The organism is Pseudoalteromonas sp. KJ63-1 (genome assembly GCF_055808145.1).
This window is the reverse complement of sequence record NZ_JBVVRL010000002.1, coordinates 575,925-601,513: the sequence shown is the minus strand read 5'-3', so window position 1 is coordinate 601,513 and position 25,589 is coordinate 575,925. Positions and strand designations below refer to the sequence as shown.

17 protein-coding genes and 2 pseudogenes are annotated in these 25,589 nt (G+C 37.9%); 11 read left to right on the top strand and 8 right to left on the bottom strand.

The window, feature by feature from the left end; genetic code table 11:
• Window positions 1-132: 132 nt before the first annotated feature.
• On the bottom strand, window positions 133-2,235 hold the full coding sequence (locus AC0L7Q_RS19045; protein ID WP_409425756.1) for a two-component system response regulator: 2,103 nt from the start codon (window positions 2,233-2,235) through the stop codon (window positions 133-135).
• 255 nt (window positions 2,236-2,490) lie between these two features.
• On the opposite strand from AC0L7Q_RS19045, the gene AC0L7Q_RS19040 reads away from it, so the two are divergent.
• Window positions 2,491-6,021, top strand: coding sequence for an ATP-binding protein (locus AC0L7Q_RS19040; RefSeq protein ID WP_413403038.1), 3,531 nt, complete (start codon window positions 2,491-2,493; stop codon window positions 6,019-6,021).
• A gap of 142 nt (window positions 6,022-6,163) precedes the next feature.
• On the opposite strand, the gene AC0L7Q_RS19035 is transcribed toward AC0L7Q_RS19040, so the two are convergent.
• Window positions 6,164-8,422 (bottom strand): ATP-binding protein, encoded by a 2,259-nt coding sequence (locus AC0L7Q_RS19035; RefSeq protein ID WP_409425754.1) that lies wholly within the window; start codon window positions 8,420-8,422, stop codon window positions 6,164-6,166.
• A 9-nt stretch (window positions 8,423-8,431) separates the two neighbouring features.
• Window positions 8,432-9,698: pseudogene (locus AC0L7Q_RS19030) on the bottom strand (ABC transporter substrate-binding protein).
• 223 nt (window positions 9,699-9,921) lie between these two features.
• On the opposite strand from AC0L7Q_RS19030, the gene AC0L7Q_RS19025 reads away from it, so the two are divergent.
• The 3 genes and pseudogenes from AC0L7Q_RS19025 (at window position 9,922) to AC0L7Q_RS19015 (ending at window position 11,612) form a co-directional block, all read left to right on the top strand.
• A complete protein-coding gene (locus AC0L7Q_RS19025) occupies window positions 9,922-10,341 on the top strand; it encodes a DUF3429 domain-containing protein (RefSeq protein ID WP_409425753.1) in 420 nt (139 codons plus the stop codon).
• A 67-nt stretch (window positions 10,342-10,408) separates the two neighbouring features.
• Window positions 10,409-10,800, top strand: a pseudogene (locus AC0L7Q_RS19020) (hypothetical protein).
• Between the two features lie 2 nt (window positions 10,801-10,802).
• Window positions 10,803-11,612, top strand: coding sequence for a class I SAM-dependent methyltransferase (locus AC0L7Q_RS19015; protein WP_413403032.1), 810 nt, complete (start codon window positions 10,803-10,805; stop codon window positions 11,610-11,612).
• On the opposite strand, the gene AC0L7Q_RS19010 is transcribed toward AC0L7Q_RS19015, so the two are convergent.
• Window positions 11,609-13,210: a GMC family oxidoreductase gene (locus AC0L7Q_RS19010; RefSeq protein WP_413403030.1), complete on the bottom strand. Its 1,602-nt coding sequence runs from the start codon at window positions 13,208-13,210 to the stop codon at window positions 11,609-11,611. The genes AC0L7Q_RS19015 and AC0L7Q_RS19010 overlap by 4 nt on opposite strands.
• A gap of 88 nt (window positions 13,211-13,298) precedes the next feature.
• On the opposite strand from AC0L7Q_RS19010, the gene AC0L7Q_RS19005 reads away from it, so the two are divergent.
• The 5 genes from AC0L7Q_RS19005 (at window position 13,299) to AC0L7Q_RS18985 (ending at window position 20,828) form a co-directional block, all read left to right on the top strand.
• Window positions 13,299-14,300 (top strand): AraC family transcriptional regulator, encoded by a 1,002-nt coding sequence (locus tag AC0L7Q_RS19005; protein ID WP_409425749.1) that lies wholly within the window; start codon window positions 13,299-13,301, stop codon window positions 14,298-14,300.
• Between the two features lie 35 nt (window positions 14,301-14,335).
• Window positions 14,336-15,331 (top strand): Gfo/Idh/MocA family protein, encoded by a 996-nt coding sequence (locus tag AC0L7Q_RS19000; RefSeq protein WP_413403028.1) that lies wholly within the window; start codon window positions 14,336-14,338, stop codon window positions 15,329-15,331.
• 176 nt (window positions 15,332-15,507) lie between these two features.
• A complete protein-coding gene (locus tag AC0L7Q_RS18995) occupies window positions 15,508-16,374 on the top strand; it encodes an EamA family transporter (RefSeq protein WP_413403026.1) in 867 nt (288 codons plus the stop codon).
• Between the two features lie 339 nt (window positions 16,375-16,713).
• A complete protein-coding gene (locus AC0L7Q_RS18990) occupies window positions 16,714-19,128 on the top strand; it encodes a TonB-dependent receptor (protein ID WP_413403024.1) in 2,415 nt (804 codons plus the stop codon).
• A 110-nt stretch (window positions 19,129-19,238) separates the two neighbouring features.
• Window positions 19,239-20,828, top strand: coding sequence for a tetratricopeptide repeat-containing sulfotransferase family protein (locus AC0L7Q_RS18985; protein WP_413403022.1), 1,590 nt, complete (start codon window positions 19,239-19,241; stop codon window positions 20,826-20,828).
• A gap of 47 nt (window positions 20,829-20,875) precedes the next feature.
• Here AC0L7Q_RS18985 and AC0L7Q_RS18980 read toward each other — a convergent pair whose 3' ends face one another.
• From AC0L7Q_RS18980 to AC0L7Q_RS18965, 4 genes are all read right to left on the bottom strand, one after another.
• Window positions 20,876-21,337 carry a hypothetical protein gene (locus AC0L7Q_RS18980; RefSeq protein ID WP_409425744.1) on the bottom strand — a complete coding sequence of 154 codons (462 nt, stop codon included), beginning with the start codon at window positions 21,335-21,337 and terminating at the stop codon, window positions 20,876-20,878.
• Window positions 21,338-21,354: 17 nt separating this feature from the next.
• Window positions 21,355-21,798: a hypothetical protein gene (locus AC0L7Q_RS18975; protein WP_409425743.1), complete on the bottom strand. Its 444-nt coding sequence runs from the start codon at window positions 21,796-21,798 to the stop codon at window positions 21,355-21,357.
• 48 nt (window positions 21,799-21,846) lie between these two features.
• Entirely contained in the window at window positions 21,847-22,191 is a 345-nt protein-coding gene (locus AC0L7Q_RS18970) for a 5-carboxymethyl-2-hydroxymuconate Delta-isomerase (RefSeq protein WP_409425742.1), read from the bottom strand.
• Between the two features lie 371 nt (window positions 22,192-22,562).
• The gene (locus AC0L7Q_RS18965; protein WP_409425741.1) at window positions 22,563-23,072 is read right to left on the bottom strand and encodes a M23 family metallopeptidase; all 510 of its coding nucleotides are present in this window, start codon (window positions 23,070-23,072) and stop codon (window positions 22,563-22,565) included.
• 448 nt (window positions 23,073-23,520) lie between these two features.
• Here AC0L7Q_RS18965 and AC0L7Q_RS18960 point away from each other — a divergent pair, with 448 nt between their 5' ends.
• The gene (locus AC0L7Q_RS18960; protein ID WP_409425740.1) at window positions 23,521-24,492 is read left to right on the top strand and encodes a retron St85 family effector protein; all 972 of its coding nucleotides are present in this window, start codon (window positions 23,521-23,523) and stop codon (window positions 24,490-24,492) included.
• A 100-nt stretch (window positions 24,493-24,592) separates the two neighbouring features.
• Window positions 24,593-25,573, top strand: coding sequence for a retron St85 family RNA-directed DNA polymerase (locus AC0L7Q_RS18955; RefSeq protein ID WP_409425739.1), 981 nt, complete (start codon window positions 24,593-24,595; stop codon window positions 25,571-25,573).
• Window positions 25,574-25,589: the final 16 nt, after the last annotated feature.

The window sequence follows — 25,589 nt, the reverse complement described above, 5'->3', positions numbered from 1 at the left end:
AATAAGGCCATTGAGAAATTAAATAAAATTGATTGTTTAGATTAAAACAATCGCTTTTTAAGATTGATCAAGTTAACAAGCCACAATAATTGAATGCAAGCTATCTTAAAATTAAAAATACTAGTTACACCATCAGAAAATGAGATTTTCAAATTCATTTTTAGGTAAAGCTTTGCTAAACAAAAACCCTTGCCCTTGCTCACATCCAAGCGAAATAAGCGTATCAAGCTGTGCTTGAGTTTCAATGCCTTCACCAACAATCTTTAAATTAAGTGAGTGTGCTAAATGGGTGATTGCTTTCACTATATCTAGGCTTTGCTTATCATCAACCATATCTTTAACAAATGACTGGTCAATCTTTAATACATCAACAGGAAATAACTTTAAATACGATAAACTCGAATAGCCCGTTCCAAAGTCATCTATCGCTATGCTCAAACCAAGGTTTGAAAGCCCGTTTAATATCCGACTTGTTTCATCAAAATCACTCATTAAAGCGCTTTCTGTCACTTCTAATTCAAGATAACCACTAGGAAGCTCAGTATCCTCAAGTATTTGTGCTACGCTTTCTATAAATTTAGGATCTGTAAATTGTTTAGCAGCCACATTAACAGCAACTTTAATTGGATGGCCTTTATCTAGCCAGCGTTTAGCCGCTCTGCAGCTTTGTTTTAAAACGCTATGACCCAACTTATTAATCAAACCGGTCTCTTCAGCTAATGGAATAAAGTGTAACGGCGATATAAAACCGCCCTCCTCATCTCTTAACCTTACTAACGCCTCAGCACCTATAATTAATTTATTTTTTAAACTAAGCTTGGGCTGAAAGTGAACTTCCAACGTGTCTTTTTCAAGTGCATTTCTCAAAAGCTTATCTATATTTTGACGTTGATGAAACTCATGTTCTAAGTCATCTGAAAAATAACAAAATCTATCTCTACCATGCTCTTTGGCTTTATACATTGCTGCATCAGCATGCGACATCATTAATTCGGCAGAATCAGAATCCGTTGGATTAATACTAATTCCCACGCTTATAGTTAAATTAAACTCTCTTCCATCAACACGAAAAGGTTGATGCATTGCATACAAAATATCAGATGCAACAGCATCAACATGACACGGCGATTTAATATCTGGGAGCAACAATACAAATTCATCCCCGCCAACACGGGCCAAGGTCGTATTTAAATCAACAATAGATTCAAGTCGTTTAGCAACCAGTTTTATGATTTGGTCGCCAACATGGTGTCCCTCTGTATCATTTAAATATTTAAAATGATCAATATCAATTAGCATTAACGCCACTAAAAAACCATTACGCACAGATACCTGACAAGCATGCGCAACGCGATCATGTAATAAAATTCGATTGGGTAAATCGGTTAATTGGTCATGGTTTGCTAAATGGCTCATCTTAACAGCCATCGCAATCGACTCGCTCACATCATGAAAAACTATAATCGCGCCAATAATATTCCCCTTTTCATCTCTGATGGGGGAAGCAGAATCCTCAACCCGATGAATTCTGCCATTTAAGCTCGTTAATTGGCAATTAAGCGCCATAGCCACTCTTCGCTGCTCTTTTAAAGCAATAGAAATTGGATTAAGGCTTTTGTGCTTTGTGGTTGCATCCCGTAGTTGCATAACCTCTGAAATATGATTACCAACTGCTTCATGCATTACCCAACCGGTCATCATCTCTGCAATCGGGTTCATAAACGTTATTTTTTCGTCTTTGTCTGTTGCTATAACAGCGTCGCCAATCGAGTTGAGCGTTACGCGCAATCTTTCTGATTCAATAGCAAGTAAACGCTGTGAATGTTTTAGTTGTTGCTCTTGTGTTTTTAGTTTTAGATGATTGCCAACGCGCAAGCGGCACACCTTAAGATCAACGGGCTTTTGTATATAGTCAATCCCACCCAACTCTAAAGACAAATGCTCAAACTTACTTTCATTATGGGAGGTAATAAATATTACTGTTACACCACTAGTTTTGGGATCGTTTTTTAAGCGTTTACACACTTCTAACCCGCTAATATCAGGTAATTCAATATCTAATAAAATAATTTCAGGTAAAAACTGCTGTGCTTTTTCAATGGCGCCAAAACCAGTATCGCTACATATAACTTCTGCAATATTTGATAATGCCCCCTCTAAAATCATTAAACTAGTGGGTTCATCATCAACAATAAGTACTCGTTGCGCAAAGCTTTGATCTACAGTGGTTAACACAATCACTTCCCATAAAAAATTAAACAAATGCACATAAATCCTAGCCGAGTTAACCCAAACCTCCACCAATTACCTAAAATATATACTTAAGTATTATATTATTAGCGTCAATCAAAAAAGGTTTTTAGAGTTCTAAATTTGATATAAATGAATAAAAAACAAAACTCTTTATTAAAGGTAAAACTTGATAAATTACCTATAGCTCTCTAAGTTTAGGGTAGCCAAATAATGGCTGGTCTTTAATTGGAGTAGTGGATGCCAATAAATCTTAAGAAAAGGATAATTCGTCAGGTAAGTAATTACACCCTTTTATTCCCTATTTCTTTATCCGCCATAATTACCTTAATTGTTGTAGCTATAATTATTAATGAAGCAAGTTTATCGCGCTCAGTACTTGGCTCTGTAGAGCATGAAATAATAGACAAAAACCAATCTATTAATTCACAAACACAAGAGGTTATTGAAAACTACCGTCGAAATATTCGTTTTCTACACGCAACCCCTCCAATCAAAGGTTTAGCCAGGGCATCAAATAACAAAGGTGTAGACCCACTAGAAAACACCACCTATGCTCAATGGAAAACAAGGCTTGAAATTATATTTGCAGCGTTTTTAAAAAATAACCCAGATTACGAGCAGCTAAGAATCATCAGTACCAACAAAAAAGGACAAGAACTGGTAAGGGTTGATCGCGTTCAGGCCGCTGTAGAGGTTATAGATTTAAATAGGCTCCAAAATAAAGGAGCGCAAGAATACTTTACGGCCAGTAGTAACCTCTCTGATGGCGAAATATATATGTCTGAGATTTCGTTAAATAGAGAGTACGGTAAAATAGAGTTTCCTTATCGCCCGATGCTGAGGCTATCTATGCCAATTTTTGATGAAAATCAAAATCGGTTTGGCTTTATCATTGTTAACGTAGATGCTAATAACTTATTAAGCCTTTTAAAAAACAGTCTTACTACACCATTTCAACTCGCTTTAACTGACAGTAATGGCTATTTTTTATCGCACCCAAATAAAGATTTCACCTTTGGTAAAGACTTAGGTAGTGATATTAGCATCAATAATAATTACACTTTTAACCCCATTGCTAATAGCTCATTATCGCTTATAAAACCAAAAAATAATGCGCAAACAAGTTATTACACCGCAAGAAAACAAATCACTTTAGCGATGGGTGAAAAACAAAACTTTTTATCTAGTCACGTTTTAGCGCCTGTTGAGTATATAAAAAATATTGAAATGGAACGTAGAACAAAGCTTTACGCCTTTTTACTTATTTTGGTTATTGTATTAACTATTATTCTCGCATTTTTCAATCGTAGTCTTCGCAAAAGCCAAGAGCTTGCAAATGCACGCGCACAATCTGAAGCAATTATAACCGGCTCATCTGATGCGGTAATTGGCATTACCAATAACGGTATTGTCTCTAGTTGGAATAACGCCGCAACTCTAATGTTTAAACTTGGAGAGTTAGAAGCTATTGGAAAACCAATTAATGATTTAAAAATAATAGATCAGCTAAATTTTAACGAGCTAATTGAAAAGTTCACCGATGGTACTCGTCAATTTAAGCAGGAAGTGAGTATTAATAATGGCTCTACTAAACGCTACTTTTCACTCTCTTTATCAGCCATTATCGATCCATTTGGAATGTTTATTGGTATTGCAATAATAGCCAGAGATGTAACCAAAGAGCGCACCATTGAGAATGAAATAATAAAAGTAAATCATGAGCTTGAAAATAAAGTAGCCATTCGCACTAAAGAGCTCAAGCAAGCCAGTGAAGTAAAAAGTGCGTTTATTTCTAATATAAGTCATGAAATGCGTACTCCGCTTAATGGCATAGTGGGTACTTTAAACTTAATAAAAAAAGAGCCATTGAGTGAAACACAAAAAAATTATTTAGAAATGACCGAAGTAAGTGTGAGTGCTTTATCTGTATTAATAAATGATATTTTGGATTTATCTAAAATAGAAGCCGGTAAACTTGAGTTGAACTTTAAAGAGTTTAATTTAATAAAATTAATCGAAAGCGTTTGTGGCAGTATGGCTGTTAAAGCTCAGGAGAAAGGCCTCGAATTTGTTTTAGATGTTGTTAATTTAAAATGTAAGACGATTAAAACTGACCCCCATCGTTTTTCACAAATCCTGACTAACTTAGTAAATAATGCGATTAAATTTACTGAAACTGGGTTTATAAAGGTCACCGCTTATTGCGAGCAAACAAGCAATAATAATGTGACTGTTCACGTAAAAGTTACCGATAGCGGTGTGGGCATTGCACAAGAAAACCAAAGCAAATTATTTACCGCCTTTTCTCAAGAAGACAAAAGCGTAGCGTCTAAATTTGGTGGAACAGGGCTTGGGCTTTCTATATGTAGACAGCTTTGTAGCCTGCTGGGCGGAGAAATTAGCTTTGAGTCAGAAAAGTCACTAGGTAGCAGTTTTCATATAAAACTAACACTGAGCAATGATGATACAACTCATTATAGTTTTACCCCACGATTAAAAAACAAAAGCTTTACTATTGTGACTAAAAATAACGAGTTAGCCGACAGCATAAATAATTTAATAGCTGCTTTTTCTGGAAACAGTTTTTCACCTGAACAATTACAACAATCTCTTGTTTCAGATGATATAAAAAACGTACCTTTACCTGACTTTATACTTATTGAACAAGACGACACATTGTTAAAACGTTTAGATGAAATGTGGCCATCTATTGCTAATCATCATGCAATTAAAGTTATTTTATTAGCAAATCGTGGTTATCCGCAAATTAAAACAAAACACGTGCAAGCCAGCTTACTTTCTAAGCCAATACTTATTTCAGAGTTTTTAAAAACAGTAGCCGATGAACGCAGTCTTGAAGATAAAATAAGTGCTGGTAGCAGCAATGTTAATATTAACAAACGCCGTGAATCAGACTCAGTTAAAACTGATAATTCTGACTTTAAAGGGGCGCATGTTCTTATCGTTGATGATAACGATATAAATATAGAAGTAGCCGCGGGTATATTGTCATGTTTATCTTTAGAGATAGATACCGCGTCAAATGGCCAACAAGCAGTAGAAAAACTTGTTAACTCGGTGGCCAATAATCATCAATACCACTGTGTATTTATGGACTGCCAAATGCCTATATTGAATGGTTATGATGCAGCAAAACAAATAAGAGCTGGTGAAGCAGCGCCTCAAAATAGTGATATTCCCATAGTCGCTATGACTGCTAATGCAATGATGGGTGAAAGACAAAAATGCCTAGATGCAGGAATGAGTGATTACATCACTAAACCTATCTCGGCAGAGGTATTAGTTGCAACGGCTACAAAGTGGTTGTCTTCAACTTTTATAAAAGAAGCTCCATTAGAAAGTAATCAGCTTAACGAAATTAATAAACCAATTCCTGATACTTTGGATAGTCAAAATTTACCTGATTGGGATAGAGATAATGCACTATCCCGATTATTAAATAATGAAGAGCTACTTATAAAAGTATGCGAATTATACCTTCAAAGTACACCAATGAAGCTAGAAGAACTTGAGGATGCAATAAATAACAATAATTTATCGCAAATATCAAAACTAAGTCATGGCTTGAAAGGCTCATCGGGTGATGTAGGTGCAGCTAACTTGCATAAATTATTTGATGAGTTGGAAGTAATGGCCAGTGAAAATGCCATGGGCAGTATGAAGAATAAATTAGAGCTCATTCAAACTCGCTACAAAAAACTCGAATCAACCATTAACAGCTACTTAGAGATACAACCCAGTAATTAGCATTTTGGTGGTGATAATGAATAAACCACTGAAAATATCTATTGCTAATTAAAGTTAAAAGCGCCTAAAGGCGCTTTTAACTTTTGAGTGTATTGCTAACCAATACCACCAAAAAATATAAAAGCACATAGGATGTTTATTCTTACTCGCTATACTGGTCAATTATAACTTTTAAACTATTGAATTCTATAGGCTTGTTTATAGTGTTAGTTATACCCGCTGCCACGTACTCAGGCTCGTCTTTTTCAGTGATGTTGGCAGTAACGGCAATAATGGGCACATCGTGGTAATTGGCTAGTTCCCTAATATATTTAGTTGCCAAAAGCCCGCTCATTACCGGCATTTGAATATCCATCATAATTAAATCAAATTGTTGTTTAGTGCATAGCTCAAGCGCTATTTCACCATTATCTGCCACGGTAATATGTTTAATACCCATTGCTTTTAAAAAGTTCTCTAACACTATTTGATTTACCGGATTATCTTCGGCAATTAATACTTGTATATCTTTATTTTTAATATTTACATCGGGTAATTGTGCTTGCTGTTTTACGTTCACATCTGATGATGGAGTACTAAGCGTTAACTGAAAATAAAATCTCGAACCCTTATCCAATTCACTTTCTACTTGTAAATTACTGCCCATTAAGTTTAATATTTTACTAGAGATAGTTAATCCAAGCCCTGTACCACCAAAACGACGTGTTGTTGAAGTGTCAGCTTGGGTAAAAGCATCAAATAACGTTTTTATACTGTGTTGTGAAATACCTATACCACTATCGATAACGCTAAATAGTAACATCACTTCATTGCTATTTTTCTCTTTTAAGTCAACAGATAATGTTACTGTTCCACACTCTGTAAATTTAAATGCATTCCCCAATAAGTTCATTAGCACTTGTTTTAAACGGGTTTCGTCGCCTTGTACCAAATCAACAGAATCTACTTTTTCTTTTACTATTTTAAACTCTATATTTTTATGATCGGCTTGCGATTTAAAAATTTGTTCCAGCTCATACAATAAAGCACTTAATTTAAACTCTCTGTTTTCTAGTAGCATTTTATCGGCATCGAGCTTACTTAAATCAAGAATGTCATTAAGAATAACCAATAAACTGTTACCTGAAGAGCTAATAACCTCAATCATGCGTTTTTGTTTAGCATCGAGTTCGGTATTACTCACTAGCTGTACCATGCCTAAAATACCGTTCATGGGAGTGCGTATTTCATGGCTCATATTAGCTAAAAACTCAGATTTGATTCGGGATGTTTCTTCTGCTGCTTTTTTTGCTTCAACTAGGCGCTCGTTTAACACTCTAAATTTATTTGCTGCTTGGGCTAAAAACCCTATTTCGTCTTCACGGTTAATATCAGCTATGTTTGCTGAGAAATCACCATTTAAAAATGATCTAAAACTAACTGTGAGCCTGTTAATCGCATTAATAATATGAAAGTGAAAAAATAAAGCGAAAAGAATAAACAAGGTAACAGACAAAAATAACGACACTTGAATAACAGTTTGCGCAGCATTAATGCTCTCTTGACTGGTTTGCGAAATATCACTAAGCAACAACAATGCATCTTCTTGCAATTTTTTAGCAAGTGCTGAAAATTCAACCGAATCACCGGCAATAACAATATTGCTTAAGGTTAAATAATTTCTATTGGCTTGAATGGCCTGAGCAAATAAAGACTCGAATTTAGTTGTTAAACTATTTAGTTGCTCGACCTTGTTTTGGCCAATCATTTTGTTTGTAGCGCCACTGTTGGTTAATTGTTTAATTAATTGTAGCCGCTGTTTTACTTGGCTACGTTTGGCGTAATCACGTTGAGTTAAAAACAGGATTGAATTGCGATACAGATGATGCCAATGATCCTTTAGCTGAAATAATAATAACGACTCTTTGTTCAGCCTGGCCGTTTCTCGATCCCTGCTTGCTAAGGTAGTCAATGCTAATTCGTAGGTATTTGGTAGCTGTTGCTCAATAATTTTAGACTTTTCATCATATCGTTTTTTAAGACTATCGATACTTTTGCCGTAATTTAAAACCAATGATTGCATGGCATTTAATGAGTTTTTAATCTCGGGTTGCTGAATTCGCTGTTGTGCTTCAATTAACCGCGCTTGAATACTTTGATGAGTGCTTTTTATTTTATCAAAAATAACCTCGCTACCCGACACACCATAAACCGAAATATCTCGTTGGATCTGTAAAATATCTTTGTTAATTTCAAATACAACAACTGACAGCCCATTAATGTTCAATACATTTTTACTGGCTTGCTCTATTTTGTCGGTTCGCTCATTAATAACAACGTAAACTATTATTTGTATTAAAATAAAAATAGCCAACGAAGATAATACTTTAATAGATAAAGAACCAATTAACTGTTTTAGCATTCAATTCCCTTATGCGTTTAGTAGTTCAAACCATTTATCTAAACTGTAATCGTAGTTATCCATCACTGTATTCCACACCGCAATATTAGAAAAGCGCTTTTCATAGCTGCCGCCATCGCGAATTTGCCCTGGCATAATTATATTTTTGCCATCGGTACCCGCTAGTGGTTGAGTCGCTTCTTTGCCATCGTACCAATAATCCCATTCGGGGGGTAATTATTTTTTTGCTACGTTCTGGATTAGAAATGTAATAACCTTGCTTGGAAATAAATGCACCAGGCCAGCCCGATAACCACCAGTTCATGTATTCATAAGCGGCGTCTTTTACATGCCCTACCGTATTAGCAGAGAGACACATCACCCCATGCCATGCTCGATACCCTTCTTTAGGAGATGCATTAACTACTGGTAAACCTTGGGCTCTACATGCAGTCACCCCCGGAGAAAATATGCTTTGTATGTGCACACGCTTTTTAAGCATAAACTCAACAGATTGTGGCACCGATGTCCAAAACCCAGAAAAATGTCCTGCTTGCTTTTTATTAATTAAAATTGCAAACAGTTTGTCTATTTCTGCAACACTCATATTGGCAATATTATTAAATGTCATGAGCCCTTGTGCTTGGGCTGCCAATGCGGCATCAAAAATGCCTATGGTGGGGGCATTTACCAAACCAACAAAGCCTTTGTTACTCTCTTCAAGTAACCAGCCCCACGATTCAGTCTCGTAAGCCACACCCTTAGGTATAAAATTAGTGTTATAGCCAAATGAGTCCACATTATGAACATAGGGCATAAAACTTATTTTTTCAGTAGCTTGACTTCCAAGTGAGCCATCTTGTTGAACATATAAAATTTTGTTGGGCGCATCACCTGCGCCCAATTTTGCTGTCGGAACTAACTTACCGGTTTTGGTTAGTGGGTTTATTTCCTGCCAATATTTTAGTCTTTCTACTTCAATTGGTTGAATAGCATTGGCTTGCCACAATATATTAATTGAGTCAGACCATTGTTCATATAAATCAAATGAAGAGGGATCGGCGGCTGCTTTCTGTAAAACGGCCGCACTCCCCATAGGGGTAAATTCAATATTAATACCAAGCTCTTGCATGGCGCGGACTCTAAGCTCTTCTTGTAAAGTTACATGCGTTCCCATGACTCTGAGCGTAACCGGTTTTTTTGCAAACACATACGGCGCTTTAAATGCGACAGCAGAGGTAGCAGCACCGACCGCTAGCGTACTTAAAAATTTACGTCGAGTGACATTGTTAGCCATACTAATCATCCATTTGGTGATACCCACAATCAGTATAGGTAATAATCGAATAATCACTAACTTAGCGCTTCAAAAACCACTATTTTAATTTGTTATTACTAAAATGAGTGATCGCCATTAATAACATGATCGTTTAAGCATTGTATGAATTCTATGAGATAACTCTATCTATCCTTGTTACAATAGCAATGTTGAAATACCTACTCAATTAAGGCGCTTAACCATGGAAAAATTTGTTAATCACATTCAACTAGGCTATTTGGGCTTGCTGCCGTTTTTAGGCTGTGTGGGTTGGCCACTTATGTTTGGCAGCAACAGTGTTAATTTAGAGTTTTTTAGTTTCTACAGCATCGCTATTTTAGCTTTTATGGCAGGTAATTTATGGCATGCAGGGCAACAAAGCTTTGCCGATGCTATTAAAGCTGTGCTGCCGGTCATTCCTATTCCGTTTTTATCATTTTTGCCAATTGAGTGGATGCTTGCGTGGTTAGGCGCGAGTTTTTGGTTGGTTCTGATTTTCGAAAAAGCATCGGTTAATTGGCAGAATTACCACAAAGATTACCAAAAAATGCGCTTTGTGCTCACATCTGTGGTGTTTGTTTGTCATATTCTTATTATTGGTATGAGTATTTACCCTAAATAGTCTGCCATTACTTAACCATTGGTCTGTAATAGGGTAACATCCGCGCACTGTATTGAGAGGACACCCCATGATAGACCAATTGCGCCAACAGCTTACTGACCTTGGTGAGAATTTTGTAGAAAAAAACGCCGCTTTTAAAATTAAAGTGATCCCTTTTTTTGTGCCATAAGCATAAAAAAAGATCATAAAAGCGAAGGTCGTCTTTCTTTTTATTCAAATCAACTCATTGAAATACTAATGGTTGTGTTGTTTGTATTGTTTGGTTTATCTATATTTGATCCTGATGCAGGATTCACCCATGGTCCTATCCATATTGTTTTTGCTATTTTGATTACCTTTAACCTGATTTTAAAACAGATTGCTATTGAAGGTTTAAAAACACGTTTAGCTATGTACCGGTTGCATCAAACACCTCAGCAAAATGATGAGCCCGAAAACCCAAATACAACTAAACGCTAACTATGTATTTAAATCCAAATTGGAACATACTCACGGTAGGTGATGGCGATTTATCGTTTTCAAATTCGCTATATCGTCATATTAAGCCAAAAAAGTTAGTGGCATCCACTTACGACAACCAATCAACTATTGAGCAAAAATACCCAGACAATGCGCTCAATGCTTTAAAGTCGCAACAGGTAGAAGTACTTAATAGCTTTGATGTAACCAACCCACAATGTTGGCAAACGCTTGGCCAGCATTTACATAGTTTCGATGTGGTTATTTTTCAATTTCCGCTTATTCCTGCATTTGTTGGTCGTGATGCATTTGAACACAATACTCGCCATACCAGCATGAACGTACTTAACCGCGCATTACTGCATCAATTTATAAAATACGCAAATGAGTTTGCTTTAAACCCACAAGGCTCGGGGCTATGTTTTATCACTTCAAAAGATGTTAAACCGTACCGTGAATGGAATATCGAAGGCAGTTTAAATACCCATTTAAACGCACAATATCAAGGGCAAATGTCGTTTGATATAAGTCACTTTAATGGTTATAAAATTCGTAATGTTGACCGTGATAAGCACGTTAAAGACACCAGCGGCATTACCTATGTATTTAGTGAAAAATCCTTACCTGAACTCGCTAACCTGTTAACTTTGCCTGCTTACTTAACAGATAATTATTGCTCGCTGTGTCGTGTAGGGCCGTTTTTAGCTGACGAAGATAAAAGTAAACATTTTGCCGCTAAAAAGCACCTGCAAATGGTCAAACTAGAGCAAGACTGGCAGCAATGGTTAACAGCGTTTTATAAGACAACTTAAATTGCTTGCTTAATTAAATCAGCTGCTTTTTCGGCAATGGCTATCACACCAGCATTGGTGTTACCGGTAATTATGTGCGGCATAATTGAGGCATCGACCACACGCAAATTTTTTACGCCATGTACTTGTAGTTGGCTATTCACTACCGCCATGGGATCTTGTCCCATTTTACAAGTGCCTACAGGATGGTATTCAGTTTCAGCCGTTTGCCTAATATACTCAATAAGCTGCTCATTATTGTTAATATCTAGCGGGTAAACCATATTATCTCTAATTACATCAAATGCTTCACTTTGCATAATCTGCAGTGTTTTTTTAAGCCCTGTTAACATCACGTTTAAATCATCGGGGTGGCTTAAATAATTAGGATCAATAAGTGGTGCACTCAAGGGGTTGGCATCGGCTAATCGTATAGTGCCACGGCTTTTAGGTTGCATAATACTACAGTGAATACTGTAGCCATGGCCTAGGTGCAGTTTGCGGCTATGGTCATCCACCAGCCCAATTACAAATTCAAGCTGTACGTCGGGTACTTTTGAATCAGAAAATAACTTTATAAACGCATGTGATTCTGCAAAATTACTAGTAAGCTGCCCTTCACGTTTGGCAAACCAATCAACGCATCCTTTTGCAATATTAAACGCCCCACCCGCACTTATACCAAATGTGCTTTTACTGTATTTAGCTTTATACAATGGCACAACGGTTAAGTGATCATGAAGGTTTTCTCCAACACCAGAAAGCTCGTTTAGTATTTCAATATTATGCTGCTTTAGTTGCTCTTTAGGACCAACCCCCGATAACATTAAAATTTGCGGAGAGTTAATTGCGCCAGCGCTTAAAACCACCTCTTTTTTTGCATGCAATACAACGACCTTATTGTTTATAGAAACAGAAACTCCCGTTGCAGTTTTATCGCAAAAAAGTACTTTATTAACGTGTACTTTACTAAGTACAGTTAGGTTTTTTCGGTTTAAATGGGGGGTTATATACGCTTTTGCTGCACTACAACGCTCCCCTTGATGCTGAGTCACTTGCGATAACCTTGCTCCAACTTGTTGCCCTGCGTTTATATCGGCATTGTGCGGTACACCTTGTTGTTCGCAGGCGTTTAAAAACAACTGATTTACTGGGCTTGGCAGGCTTAAATCCTGCACATGCAAAGGGCCATCAACCCCGTGTAACTCACTTTCAGTGAAGGTTTTATTATTTTCAGCTTTAATGAAATAAGGCAATAAACTCTCATAATCCCAGCCCTCATTGTCCAGTGCAGCCCAACTATTGTAATCGTGCTTATTACCTCGAATATAAACCATGGCATTAATGGAACTTGAACCGCCCAGCACTTTGCCACGAGGCATAAATCCGCAGCGGTTATTAAGCTCTTTTTGAGGTACGGTATTGTAATGCCAGCTATTAATGCCATAAGGCACGCTTGCAGCAACCCCTGCAGGCATTTGAACCATTGCACCTTTATCACTGCCGCCCGCTTCAATTAAGCACACACTCACATTTTTATTTTCTGATAATCGCGATGCAATAACGCAGCCTGCACTGCCTGCGCCAACAACAATGTAATCAAATGTAGTGATATGCATACTTATTCTCCAATTAAAAAACCAGTTTGCATGGAACATCGAACAAAAACTTGTTATTTTTAGACACCCTCACGCAAAAGTATATTTTATGAGCCGCTTAATTAGAGCCACCTCTTTACAAGGAATAGACCATTTAATTGCAGAGCTTGGGGGTGATTGCGCTGCCATAATGCAACAATGCGCCATTAATGTAGACTTTAATAAACTAGAGCAAGAAACCCTTACTTACCGCGCGTATGCACAGTTATTAGAGCATTGTGCGAATACACTGAATTGTCCAAATTTTGGTTTAAAATTAGCAAGCCTGCAAAGCTTTGATATTTTAGGCCATATTGCAATAGCCGCTCAAACAGGCACTAATTTAGCCGAGGCGCTAGATTGGGTGATAAAATATTTGCACTTACATACGCCAGCGCTTAATTTAACCACTCACCCACTTGATGATAATGAACACGTGTTTTTATCATTCGCTATAAATCTCAGGCCATTACCGGCAATAAACCAAGTAATAGAGCTCACTATTGCATTGGCCATTGCCACCTTAAAAAATATGAGTAATGGCCGCTGTAAGCCACACAGTGTATTTTTACCTCATACCCTAGGCGCTAATAGGCAGACCTACCATCAGCATTTTGGTTGTAAGGTTATTACCCACAGAAATAGCGCCGGCGTATTAATTGCCAAACAAGACTTAGCTTTAATACTTAACGTTACTAAGCAGCATAAAACCCAAGCAGCACTTAACTTTTTAGCTGAAAATAATGCTTATAGTCAATCTTTGCCTGCTCAGGTAAGCGCGCTTATTCGTATTATGCTGCCGATATTTCAAAGCGCTAATAATACCATTGCCGCTGCGCTTAATATTCACCCTCGCACTTTGCACCGAGAACTTAAAAAGCACGATACCAGTTTTATAAAGCTCAAAGACGACGCCCGCCGCGCCTTATGTGAGCACTATTTATTACAAAACCAATTATCGGTAACGCAAATTTCAGAGCTTTTAGGTTATCAGGAGCAAGCCACGTTATGTACTAGCATTAAACGTTGGTTTCATTGCTCTGCCCGCGCATTTAGAGCCAAACATTGTTAAACTGCGCCCTTATTAAAAACAGCAAAAGGCTAAACATGAATTTTGTAATTGTAGGTACTAATTTTATTAGCGACACGTTATTAGCAGCGGCTAATACACTCAGCAATTTTAATTTATACGGTATTTGCTCTCGCCAAATAAGCAGCGGCGAGCGCTTTTTAGCTAATCATCCAACAAATACCGACGCTAAAATTTTTACCTCTATTGATGCTGTGTGCCAAGATGAACAAGTAGACGCAGTTTATATTGCCGCGCCCAATAGCCTGCACAGTGCATATGCAATACAGTGTTTAAAAGCAGGCAAACACGTATTAGGCGAAAAGCCCTCAGCCGCTAATAGCACGCAACTTGAGGCTATTTTAACGGCGGCAAAGCAGCATCAGCACCTTTACATGGAAGCGATGATGACAACGCACTTACCTAATTTTGCGCACTTACAAGCTGCCCTGAAAAAAATAGGCACACCGCGCAAGTTTATTGGTCAATTTAGTCAGTATTCATCACGTTACGATAAGTATAAAAATGGTGAGCGCCCTAATACCTTTTTACCTGAATTTGCTAATGGTGCCTTGCTAGATTTGGGTATTTACCCACTTTATCTTGTTATTGCATTATGGGGGGCACCACGCTCTGTTCACGCCAGCGGCGTATTACTTGAAAGTGGTGTTGATGGTGCAGGCGATGTGCTTTTAAATTATCCCGACAGACAAGCGGTGATCAGCTATTCGAAAATTTCACAAGGCGAAAATATCACTGAAATCCAGGGGGAATTAGGTCGAATTAGAATTGAAGCCGTGTCGCAGCTTAAAAAAATAGAGTTTATTGCTAACAATGGTCATAAAGAGCTTATTAGCACAGAATTTGACGAGCATTTTATGAAGTACGAACTCGAGAACTTTATCAATACCATTGAGCAAAATCAGGGGGAGTCTAGCGTTAATACTCATCAGCTTTCTATCGATGTAATGCAAGTACTTGATACCGCACGCGCACAACTTGGTGTTGTTTACCCCGCAGATTTAACGACTTAATAAACAAAAACTACCGGCTAAGCGATAAGCGTATTTTATCGCTTGGCCTTTGAGCACACTTTACTAAACACTGCTATTTTGAATTAAGCTTAAAAAGATCACAAAATTTGACTTACCTCTAAGATCAAAAGCAGGTAACATGCCGCCAAAATTCATCGCAATCTTTAAGGACATCCATGCAAAAATCAACCAAAGATCTATTACTGGCTATTTTATGCATATTGCTAGCAATGATGACGATTCAGTCAGGCGCGTCACTGGCTAAACAGCTTTTTCCTATTGTTGGACCTGAGGGCACAACAGCCTTACGTTTAGGGTTTTCGGCCGCTATTTTGTGTTTGATTTTTAAACCATGGAAACACTTCCCCGTTGCTAGCCAACGCTTACCCATATTAATTTATGGCTTAAGTTTAGGCGGCATGAATATTCTATTTTATTACGCGATAGAACGTATCCCATTGGGAATTGGCGTTGCGCTTGAATTTACTGGCCCATTAGCTGTTGCCTTGTTTTCTTCTCGCAGAAAACGTGACTTATTTTGGGTTGCCTGTGCAGTGGCCGGTATTTTATTACTCTTACCAGATATGCAAGGCCAAGACAGCCTCGACCCTGTAGGTGTTGTACTTGCACTTGCGGCTGGTGGCTGTTGGGCTGGTTATATTTTATTTGGTAAAAAAACAGGCAGCCAAAGCTCTGGGGGCGCAACGGTTGCGATGGGCATGACCATTTCAGCTATTGTTCTTGTGCCTTATGGTGGCATTTCACAAAGTGCTGCATTTACTTGGGATATTATTCCATTAGGCATTGCTATTGCCGTGCTTTCAAGCGCACTACCTTATACTTTAGAAATGATCACGCTGCGTAATATGTCGCCACAAGGGTTTAGCATTATGATGAGCCTTGAACCTGCTATTGCAGCACTAGCCGGACTCATTATTTTAGGAGAACTGCTTACTATTTGGCAGTGGCTGGCTATATTGCTGGTAATTATAGCCTCGGTAGGCAGTTCAATGTCTAATGGTAAAAAGCAGCCCGCGTCTTAGGGTCTGTTGAACTTTTTAATTGCGTCATGAGCTATCATGGCGCAACTTCTCATCTCATATTTTACAACTCCCTCTTAGTATAATTAAGCCTACGTTTTATCTCTCCCTTTAACACCACTCATTATTGCACTTAAAACAATATATACCATTTACGGTGTGTGCATTATTTATACAAATACCTTGTTATCTTTAAACTTTAAATTTAAGCAAAAACCCATTACCCAATTTTTATTCTAAAAAAGTGAATTAAAATTCATGTTTTTATTTCCATCAACAAAACTCCCTGATACTATTAGCGCTCATTTATTAACGTACTAAATCTAACTGGGATCAATTTTTATGTTTAAACCAAGCCTGTTAACCTTGGCTGTATCAAGCGCAATGAGCGGTGTATTATTTAGCGGTAATGCAACAGCACAAGAGCAAATTATTGAAAAAAATAAATCGCTTGAAGTTATTGAGGTTACAGCAACACGCCGAAGTGGCTCTATTCAGGCTGCGCCTCTTAACATTACTGCGCTTGATGCCGATGTAATGAAAGACCAAAATATCAGCGAATTAGCCGATGTAGCGCGTTGGGTGCCAGGTTTAACAATTACTGATCAAGGTGGTCGCTCTGGCTCACCTATTATAGTTCGTGGATTAAATACAAATTCATCAGGCCCTTCATCAGATGGCGGCACGGTAGCCACTTACATTAACGAAATTCCAGTATCGGTAGATATGCGCCTTGTTGATGTAGAACGAGTAGAAGTACTTATTGGGCCACAAGGCACACTATACGGGGCTGGTACATTAGGTGGCGCTATTCGCTACATGCTTAAAGAGCCAGAGCTTGATTTTATATCAGGTGAAGTATTTGGTGATGTTTTTCAAACTCAAGAAAGTGATTCAATCGGCGGCGAAGCCGGTTTTATCTTCAACTTACCATTAATTGAAGACAAACTGGCGGTACGTACCAGTTTAAATATTTATGAAGACCCAGGGTTTATAGACTACGCCTACACCGTTCGTGAACCAGGTGTGTCGATTACCGACCCTGATTGGACAAACCTTGATGCAGTAAACAGCAACCTTAAAAATGTAAAAGACGCCAACGGTGAAACCACCACAACTGGGCGTATTTCATTGCGTTACAAGGCAAACGAGTCATTCGAAGGCACATTAAACTACTTCTATCAAAAGCAAGACACCGAAGGCCGCTCAATTGTTCATCACAATAGCCTTAACGGAAATAATGGTTTAAATGATCGCATCGGCAAATACGAGTCAGCGTATCGTTTTGAAGAGCCACGGGAAAAAGAAGATCAATTACTGAGCCTCGAACTTAAAGCCGACTTAGGTTTTGCCGAACTGGTATCAGCTACCGGTATTTCACACTTTGAAGCCGATGGTCAACGCGACCAAACTGACCTTTTAATTCGTTTAGACTATGGCTACGAAGAGTTTCCTTCGTTTTCGGCATTTACCCGTGAATTAGACGAAGTCGATACCTTCACTCAAGAGCTACGTTTGGTATCACAAAATGATAGCGATTTAAACTGGATTGTTGGTGGTTTTTACAATAAAACCGATACCGACGCATCAAGCAGAGAGTTTACGCCAGGCTTTGATCAGTTCGCAGTTGATAATTTTGGTGGCGCACAACTTAGACCTGACTCTTTAGAGTATTTAGAAATTACTGGCAGCAAAGTCACTGAATCAGCACTTTTTGGTGAAGTAGGTTACCAAGTAACCGATAAACTCGACATTACTATTGGCGCGCGTTTTTACGAATACGACGTAGAATCAAAAGCGGCCTTTGACTTCCCATTAGCAAATACCTTGTATGAAGGTGCAGCACCTGATGCAATTTCAGTTAACTTTGAAGAGAACGAAGCCGGTGATAACGGTAATCTGTTCAAATTTAATGCTAAATACCAATTTACAGATTCAGTAATGGCGTATGCAACTATAAGTGAAGGCTTTAGAATTGGTGGCTCAAATGGCTTAGTGCCTTGCCCAACCCCTCTACCTGAGGACCAACAAACAGGCTGTGGTACACCTGATGAAATGCTATACGATGCCGATACAACCACCAACTATGAGCTAGGCTTCAAAAGTACTTGGATGAGAAGCCAGCTTCACTTTAATGCTGCGCTATTCAATGTAGATTGGGATAACGCACAAATCGCCGGTGCAACAACAGTAGGCCAATTACCTTACTTATCAAATGCTGGTAGCGCAAATGCGAAAGGGATTGAAATTGCCACGCGTGCAATTTTATCGGACTCGTTTACTGCCTATGCAACTTATGCCTATACAAAAGCAGAACTAACCTCAGACGCTCCGTATTTATTTAATGCCGATGGCACTGATGGCGCAAAAGATGGCGACCGTTTACCGGGCTCACCTGAGCATCAGTTATCTATGGGGATTAACTACCAAACAGAAGTGTTTAACGACAAAACCTTAGATATTAACTACGGTTTAACTGCACAAAGTGATGTAATTTCAAAAGTAGGCCTACGTGACAACGGTGAAGCACTCCCAGGTTATAGCTTAAGTAATATTTCAGCTAAATTAACCGCCGATGCGTGGTCGACTACTTTATATGTAGATAACCTATTTAATAAATATGCGATTACTTCTGTTCGTCGTTCAGATGCGGATATTACAACAGCCAATGGCGCAGACATACAACGTAACTATGGTTACTTTATTAATCGCCCACTTACTGTTGGCATTAAATTTAACTATAAGTTTGAAATATAATTAAGCGACAAGTTTGAAATGTAATTAAACGATAAGTTTAAGTACAATCAAGAGGCTCAAATTAATTTTGAGCCTTTTTATTTGTAAGTACATTATTTATAAGAGTATTCATGCAGCCAAACTTAAAGCAACTACACCAAAGCGCTATCAACAACTTAAACCAAGGCAATATTCAGCAAGCGCATAAAGCACTGGTTGAGCTGGTTACACAACAGCCTGACTTTGCTGATGGCTACTTTTTACTCGCTATGGTTAATTTACAGGTTGGCCAAATTTACAAAGCGATAAAGCTAATTGAAAAAGCATTAAGCTTTACTAAGTCTATTGAATATACAGCGCAACTTGCCAAGTGTTACGCCCTTACCGGCGATTTACAAAAAGCAAAAAACACCGCCCTCAGCGTTAAGATTGAACATATTAGTAAAGCACTTGATGCCGATACATTAGGCGTCGCGCTCACCCAAGCGGGTTTACATCAACAAGCAGCTGATTACTTTATATGCGCATTAAGTTTAGCTGAGGCGAGTAATACTCGTCAGCCGCAGTTTTATTATAACTATGGGGTGTGTGCTAAATTTTTAGGCCAGTTTGATAAAGCACAGCAAGCGTTTGAAAATGCCATTGCACTGAACCCGCTTCATCATCAAAGTCATTTTGCCTTAGCCGATTTAACTAAAGTCACCGAACATAATAACCACATAGCGCGATTAAAAAATGTATTCGAACAGGTCAATCATCCCGACGCTAAACTGCATATAGGTCATGCGCTCGCTAAAGAATATCAAGACTTAGGAGAGTTTTCAGCAGCCTTTACCGCGTTACAACAAGGTAAAGCAGCAAAACTCGCTAATAAGGCGTTTGATAACCAAGCGTCTGAGGCTTTATTTGCACATATAAAACAGCTCAGTGATAAATACAAAAACCAACAAACAGCTGGCAACCAAAGCAGTGAGCCAATTTTTGTATTAGGCATGCCGCGCTCTGGCACCACATTAGTTGAACGCATTTTATCAAGCCACAGCGACGTACAATCGGCGGGCGAGCTGCAAGACTTTGGCCTAAGTGTAAAAAAACTTAGCCAAACGCACACGCCTCAAGTACTCGATATAGACACCTTAAACCAAGCTTACCAGCTTGATTTTGCAAAACTTGGCAGTACTTACCTTGAAGCAACCCGTGTTGTAACCGGCAGCCATAAACACTTTATTGATAAACTACCGTTTAACTTTTTTTATATCGATTTAATTACCAAAGCTCTGCCAAACGCCAAAATAATTTGCCTGCTTCGCGAACCCATGGACACCTGTATTGGTAACTATCGTCAGCTATTTACCATTAACAACCCGTATTATGCTTACTCCTTAGACTTACTCGACACCGCTAAATTTTACAGCCGCTTTTATAAACTGATCCAGCACTTTAGCGCCCTGCACAGCAATATTAAACTAGTAAAATACGAAGAACTCGTCGCCACACCAGAGCAAAAAATAAAAGAGTTAGTGAGCTATTGCGACTTAGACTGGCAACCACAGTGCCTTGATTTTCATTTAAACACCGCACCGGTATCAACCGCTAGCAAAATGCAAGTGCGCCAACCGCTTAACAACAAGGCCATAGGCCGCTGGAAAAAGTTTAAGCCCCATACAGATGAAGCGCAGGCTTATTTAGTTAATCAAGGAGTGATAGGTTTAATTAAATAACAACAACTGTTACTTGGACGGGTAGTTCAGTTTGATAAATTTTAAAGTTACCGGATGGATTCACGAACTCTGATCAAGCGGGTTGATATAATAATTAACACACCACAAACTATACCCAAACCAATGGACTTACTTAATCCCAGTGCTCCTAAAACAGGTTTTATCATAAAATAATTAAAAATAACCATAGGTAAAAGCGCAACGAAAAACACTTTTACATTAAAGGTTACTGCAAATGGTTTTTTACATTGTGGGCACTCTCTTATCTTGCTCCAACTTTGTAGCGCTTTAGAAAAAAATCCAATTTTTTCTTCACAATGAGGACATTTATAAAATTGTTCATTCGCCTCAAAACCATCCTCTACTTCATGACTCGTTGTTGGATTTTCAAGGCGATTATTTAACTCTTTCTTTAACTCATTTGTTCTTTCAGGATACGCTTCTTTATCGATAGCACGTAATGACTCTTCTAGCTCTGAAATTGAATATTCTGAGTAATTTGGTTCCATACCTGTGTTTTCCTTGTTTAATACAGCCCACTGAGAAATAGTTTCGTTAAAGTATCCTCAAGAGGCGCTAGTCGACTGTTTTTTTTATATAAATAAAATAAATGAAAGGTCGCTATAAAGGGTGCAATAATAATATATATAAAAATAAATTCTTGCGGTTTCATCGTACTAAATTCAGTCGTAGTTAAAACGACAGGACAAAAACTACAACCTAATAACAATCCAACTATCACAATAATAGGATGTTTTAATACCGTTAATTTTTTCATCGTTTTTATTAATGAATGTAGTGACCATAAACCATAAGCACCACCCACCAAAAAATAACCCAAAAAAGGGTTTAATGTAAGTGAAAATACAACCCAACCAAATATACTATAAATCAAATAAAGCAATAACGTAGGTACAAAAACAAAAGCAGTATAAAGAGATATTATTTTTTGTAATTGCGAATTACTCATACGTCTTATAAACATCCAAAACTGTATTAAATAGCAGATAATAGCTGGCTAAAGCATCGTGCGATTGCAATATGTCGCTTTTTCAAAATCACTAATGTTCATTGCAATGTTAGAAATTTCAGGAAATAAAGTAACAAGCTTACTAACAATTGCTCGTGATAGGTTCGCTTTTTGCTCTGTTGTTCTTCCTTGCATTATATGGGCAAACACATGAATAAAGTCTTCACGCTTATTCCCCACAGAGAAAGTATTAAATGGATTTATTCTAACTTTTATATCACCTTCATCGAATAAACCTGTAGCGTGAGCAACAAAATGAATTTGTTCAATAATGTATTCCTCATCATGTTCCCCAAAAACACTTTCAGAACAGTCCATTATAAAATGAGGCATATACTCTCCTTGATATTAGGGTCTGTTGACCTTTGCGGATTAAAATTTGTTCAAGCTAGGGGCGGTTTAATCGCGGCGCGAGGTTTGTAACCTAGTGGGCTAAGTCAAAACCGAGCAACAAAGAGTAAATCGCCCCTAGGCAGAACCCAAAGGGCAGCGCCTGTTTGGCATTACTGCTGTGTTATCGCCTATTTATGGGGAATAACCACACCACATAGGCTCTGCCTTGCCTAAACACCAAACAGGCTGCTGCAAATTTAACCTTGAAAGGTCAACAGACCCTAATCGCTAATGTAAATAGTTTGACCGCATCTTACTTGTGAATGAGGTTCATATTGGTATTTATCTTAAATACATTTTTTCAAAACAGCTTATATAAACATTTCGTGAGGATTTAAAAAAAACATTCTTTTCCAACCCTGAGTCTGTGTTGTAGCTAACCAAGGAATTGGAATTATTGATAAGATTGAATAATGAATATGCGGTTGTTTTCCCTGGGCATTACCTGAATCTCCCAAAACACCAATAACTGAGCCAGCCTTAACAACAGTACCCGTTGTAACAGAGTAACTGTCCATATGCGCGTAATAGTGAATACGCCATTTAGGCCCTAATACTGCCACTACATTCCCGCCTTTACGTATTGTGCCCGTATAAATGACTAAGCCTTTGCTAGAAGAAAGTGTGGTAGTCCCTTTTTTACCAAATATATCAATCCCTTTATGTACCACAGAGCTTCCCCATGGCTCATACCAAAAAGTATTATGGTTCCAATCATTGGGTGTTGCACCCTCAACAGGAATAACAATGTCATCTGGTATAATCATACCTATAAGGAAAACTGCGGTAAGTAGAACGAGTATAAATCTTAATTTTTTCAATGAGCTATCCTTGGCACATATTAACCGAAGTACTACCAGTTTGGGTGTCTGCGTGGGAGCTATTCATACAATGGGCTTTAGTTTATAAAGGGAAGATTTTAATGCCCTAACCAGGCCCAAGTTAATGAAATCCGCTGCCCTAGGCCATCCCTGCATTACTCAGCATATTAATTAAGCTGATATTAAACCGAATTAGGCGCGTTAAATCAACACACTAATTTCGACTATAAGTTAAGTTGAATATGAGCGTCTCAATTAACATAAGCGTTTTGTATTATCGATTGTCTGCAAAGTGTGCCAATTGCAGACGGTCAGGGGCTATAATGCCTGAAGTCAAGGCTTGACCCATTTAGCTTTAAGACGGAGTCCACTTCAGTTTCCTCATTAATGATTTAGACAGATATATTATAGTGCTATGATGAGTGAGGATTTACTCTAGGAAGAAGCTATGGAAAAAACATTTTCAGCATCGCAATTAGTTGACATTGCTAACGTTATCAAAGAAAGGATTTATGTCCCTGTCTTTGCAAAACAAAGAACCATCTTTCTATGTGGTGCAGATATTAAAGACAAAACCCAAGGTCGCTTTAAAATGGCTTCTTTACTTAAAGATAATCAAAGTCGAATTCAGTATGAGTTACTATACCCTGAAAGCTTATTTGATGATCTGCTTGCAGGTCAAGGTCAGCACAGTTTACTTGCTTTAGAAAATATTTTAGCTAGTTCTGTTGATGCGATTGTACTTCTACCAGAAAGCCCAGGCTCTTTTGCTGAGTTAGGTGCGTTTTCCAGTAACCCAAAACTGGTCAATAAGCTAATTTGTATTGCTAATCAACGCTATAAAAACAAAAGAAGTTTTTTAAACTACGGCCCCAATAGGCTTATTAAATCGTCAGATACTGGAAAAGTTATCAACTTGGATTACGATAAACTGACTTGCCCGAAAGATAGCGCTAAAATTTTTAGGTTGATATCTGATTCGATTACAAAAATCCAAAAACAAAACCCAGTGAAGAAAAATGTGACTAATATCTTGGAAGCTGAAAATTTCATTCTTCCGTGCATTTACCTCATTGAGAATATTGATTTTAGGAACTTAAGAACATTACTCAAAATAGCAACGAATCAAGATGATGTGATGTCAGAGATAGCAACACGTTCAGCCCTAACAAGATTGCAATATAAACGAATGATAATGAAAACAACAATTGGCTATGACATGACTAAAAGCGGCGAGTCACATGTTCGATCAAAATTCACCAGTCACCGCTTAGATCTTGTTCGGATTGAAATAATGAACTTTCAATATCGTGGAAAATCAGGTATTCATTATGATAGAATGGGCAAACGCACCTTTAGCGAGTTGTTTTTTGAGAAATCAGGAATACAACTGGGTAGTGATTCGCTGTCCTTCAACTAATCTGATTTATTGGCTCATTTAGTTCTTGCTCACTAAAACTCCGTTTTAGACTCGCAAGTTCTAAATGCGAACTTATGACGTAAAGGTGCGTATTCATAACATGAAAAGCTCGTCAAGCAATAACAATTTAAGCAGACTTAAAAATCTAGGTTTACCTGCAATAACTGATTTAGATGAACTGTCTAGTCATATGCGATTGTCTTCAGGTCTAATTCGGCAATTAGTTTATAAGTCAGATGAGCATTACAAAGTCTATGAGCTAGAGAAGAAATCTGGCGGAACAAGGGAGATAGCGCAGCCCTCAAGAGTAATGAAAGCGGCCCAATCATGGATTTTAAGAAAAGTTCTGTATCGTTTGAGTTCTTCCCATAACTCTAAAGGTTTTGAAAGAGGAGAATCAATATTAACAAATGCAGCTCCTCACGTTGGCGCTCATGTTTTGCTAAATATAGATCTAGAAGATTTCTTTCATTCAGTTCCTGCTTCCCATATTCACAGTATTTTTCATTCTATCGGGTATAATAAAAATTTAAGCCATATATTTACTTGTTTATGTACTTACAACGGTCGCTTACCTCAAGGTGCTCCAACATCACCCAAATTATCGAACTTGGCTTGTCAACGCTTAGATTCAAGGATACAGGGCTATTCAGGTCTTAAGGGTATTATTTATACTCGATATGCAGATGATATTACCTTGTCAGCCTTCAATGAAGCCAAGATTAGAAAAGCACAACCCATGATTGAGGAGATTGTGCGGGACGAAGGGTTTACTTTAAATCACAGAAAGACAAAGGTTTGTGGAACTCGAAAACGTAAAGAAGTAACAGGTTTGGTTATTTCTACTGATGGTGTTGGTATCGGGCGTAAAAAGTATCGTCAAATGCGAGCAGAAATCCATACTATGCTAAAATCTGACAGTTCAAAACTTGCTCAGGTCAATGGTTGGTTGGCATATGTGCAAAGTGTTGATGAAAAAAACTATAATCGACTGGTAAAATACATTATGACGCTGAAAAAAACTTTTCCTAACAATGATCTTTTTGATTCAATTCCTTTCATAAAAGCGACGACAATGTAGGAAAATTGACGAGACA

What these genes read in the sequence shown, in the direction of transcription:
- AC0L7Q_RS18990 (WP_413403024.1), top strand. Translation starts at nt 16,714, where the DNA reads ATGTTTAAACCAAGCCTGTTAACCTTGGCTGTATCAAGCGCAATGAGC.
- AC0L7Q_RS19015 (WP_413403032.1), top strand. Translation starts at nt 10,803, where the DNA reads ATGTATTTAAATCCAAATTGGAACATACTCACGGTAGGTGATGGCGAT.
- AC0L7Q_RS18960 (WP_409425740.1), top strand. Translation starts at nt 23,521, where the DNA reads ATGGAAAAAACATTTTCAGCATCGCAATTAGTTGACATTGCTAACGTT.
- AC0L7Q_RS19000 (WP_413403028.1), top strand. Translation starts at nt 14,336, where the DNA reads ATGAATTTTGTAATTGTAGGTACTAATTTTATTAGCGACACGTTATTA.
- AC0L7Q_RS18995 (WP_413403026.1), top strand. Translation starts at nt 15,508, where the DNA reads ATGCAAAAATCAACCAAAGATCTATTACTGGCTATTTTATGCATATTG.
- AC0L7Q_RS19035 (WP_409425754.1), bottom strand. Translation starts at nt 8,422, where the DNA reads ATGCTAAAACAGTTAATTGGTTCTTTATCTATTAAAGTATTATCTTCG.
- AC0L7Q_RS19010 (WP_413403030.1), bottom strand. Translation starts at nt 13,210, where the DNA reads ATGCATATCACTACATTTGATTACATTGTTGTTGGCGCAGGCAGTGCA.
- AC0L7Q_RS18985 (WP_413403022.1), top strand. Translation starts at nt 19,239, where the DNA reads ATGCAGCCAAACTTAAAGCAACTACACCAAAGCGCTATCAACAACTTA.
- AC0L7Q_RS18970 (WP_409425742.1), bottom strand. Translation starts at nt 22,191, where the DNA reads ATGCCTCATTTTATAATGGACTGTTCTGAAAGTGTTTTTGGGGAACAT.
- AC0L7Q_RS18955 (WP_409425739.1), top strand. Translation starts at nt 24,593, where the DNA reads ATGAAAAGCTCGTCAAGCAATAACAATTTAAGCAGACTTAAAAATCTA.
- AC0L7Q_RS19025 (WP_409425753.1), top strand. Translation starts at nt 9,922, where the DNA reads ATGGAAAAATTTGTTAATCACATTCAACTAGGCTATTTGGGCTTGCTG.
- AC0L7Q_RS18975 (WP_409425743.1), bottom strand. Translation starts at nt 21,798, where the DNA reads ATGAGTAATTCGCAATTACAAAAAATAATATCTCTTTATACTGCTTTT.
- AC0L7Q_RS19040 (WP_413403038.1), top strand. Translation starts at nt 2,491, where the DNA reads ATGCCAATAAATCTTAAGAAAAGGATAATTCGTCAGGTAAGTAATTAC.
- AC0L7Q_RS19005 (WP_409425749.1), top strand. Translation starts at nt 13,299, where the DNA reads ATGAGCCGCTTAATTAGAGCCACCTCTTTACAAGGAATAGACCATTTA.
- AC0L7Q_RS18980 (WP_409425744.1), bottom strand. Translation starts at nt 21,337, where the DNA reads ATGGAACCAAATTACTCAGAATATTCAATTTCAGAGCTAGAAGAGTCA.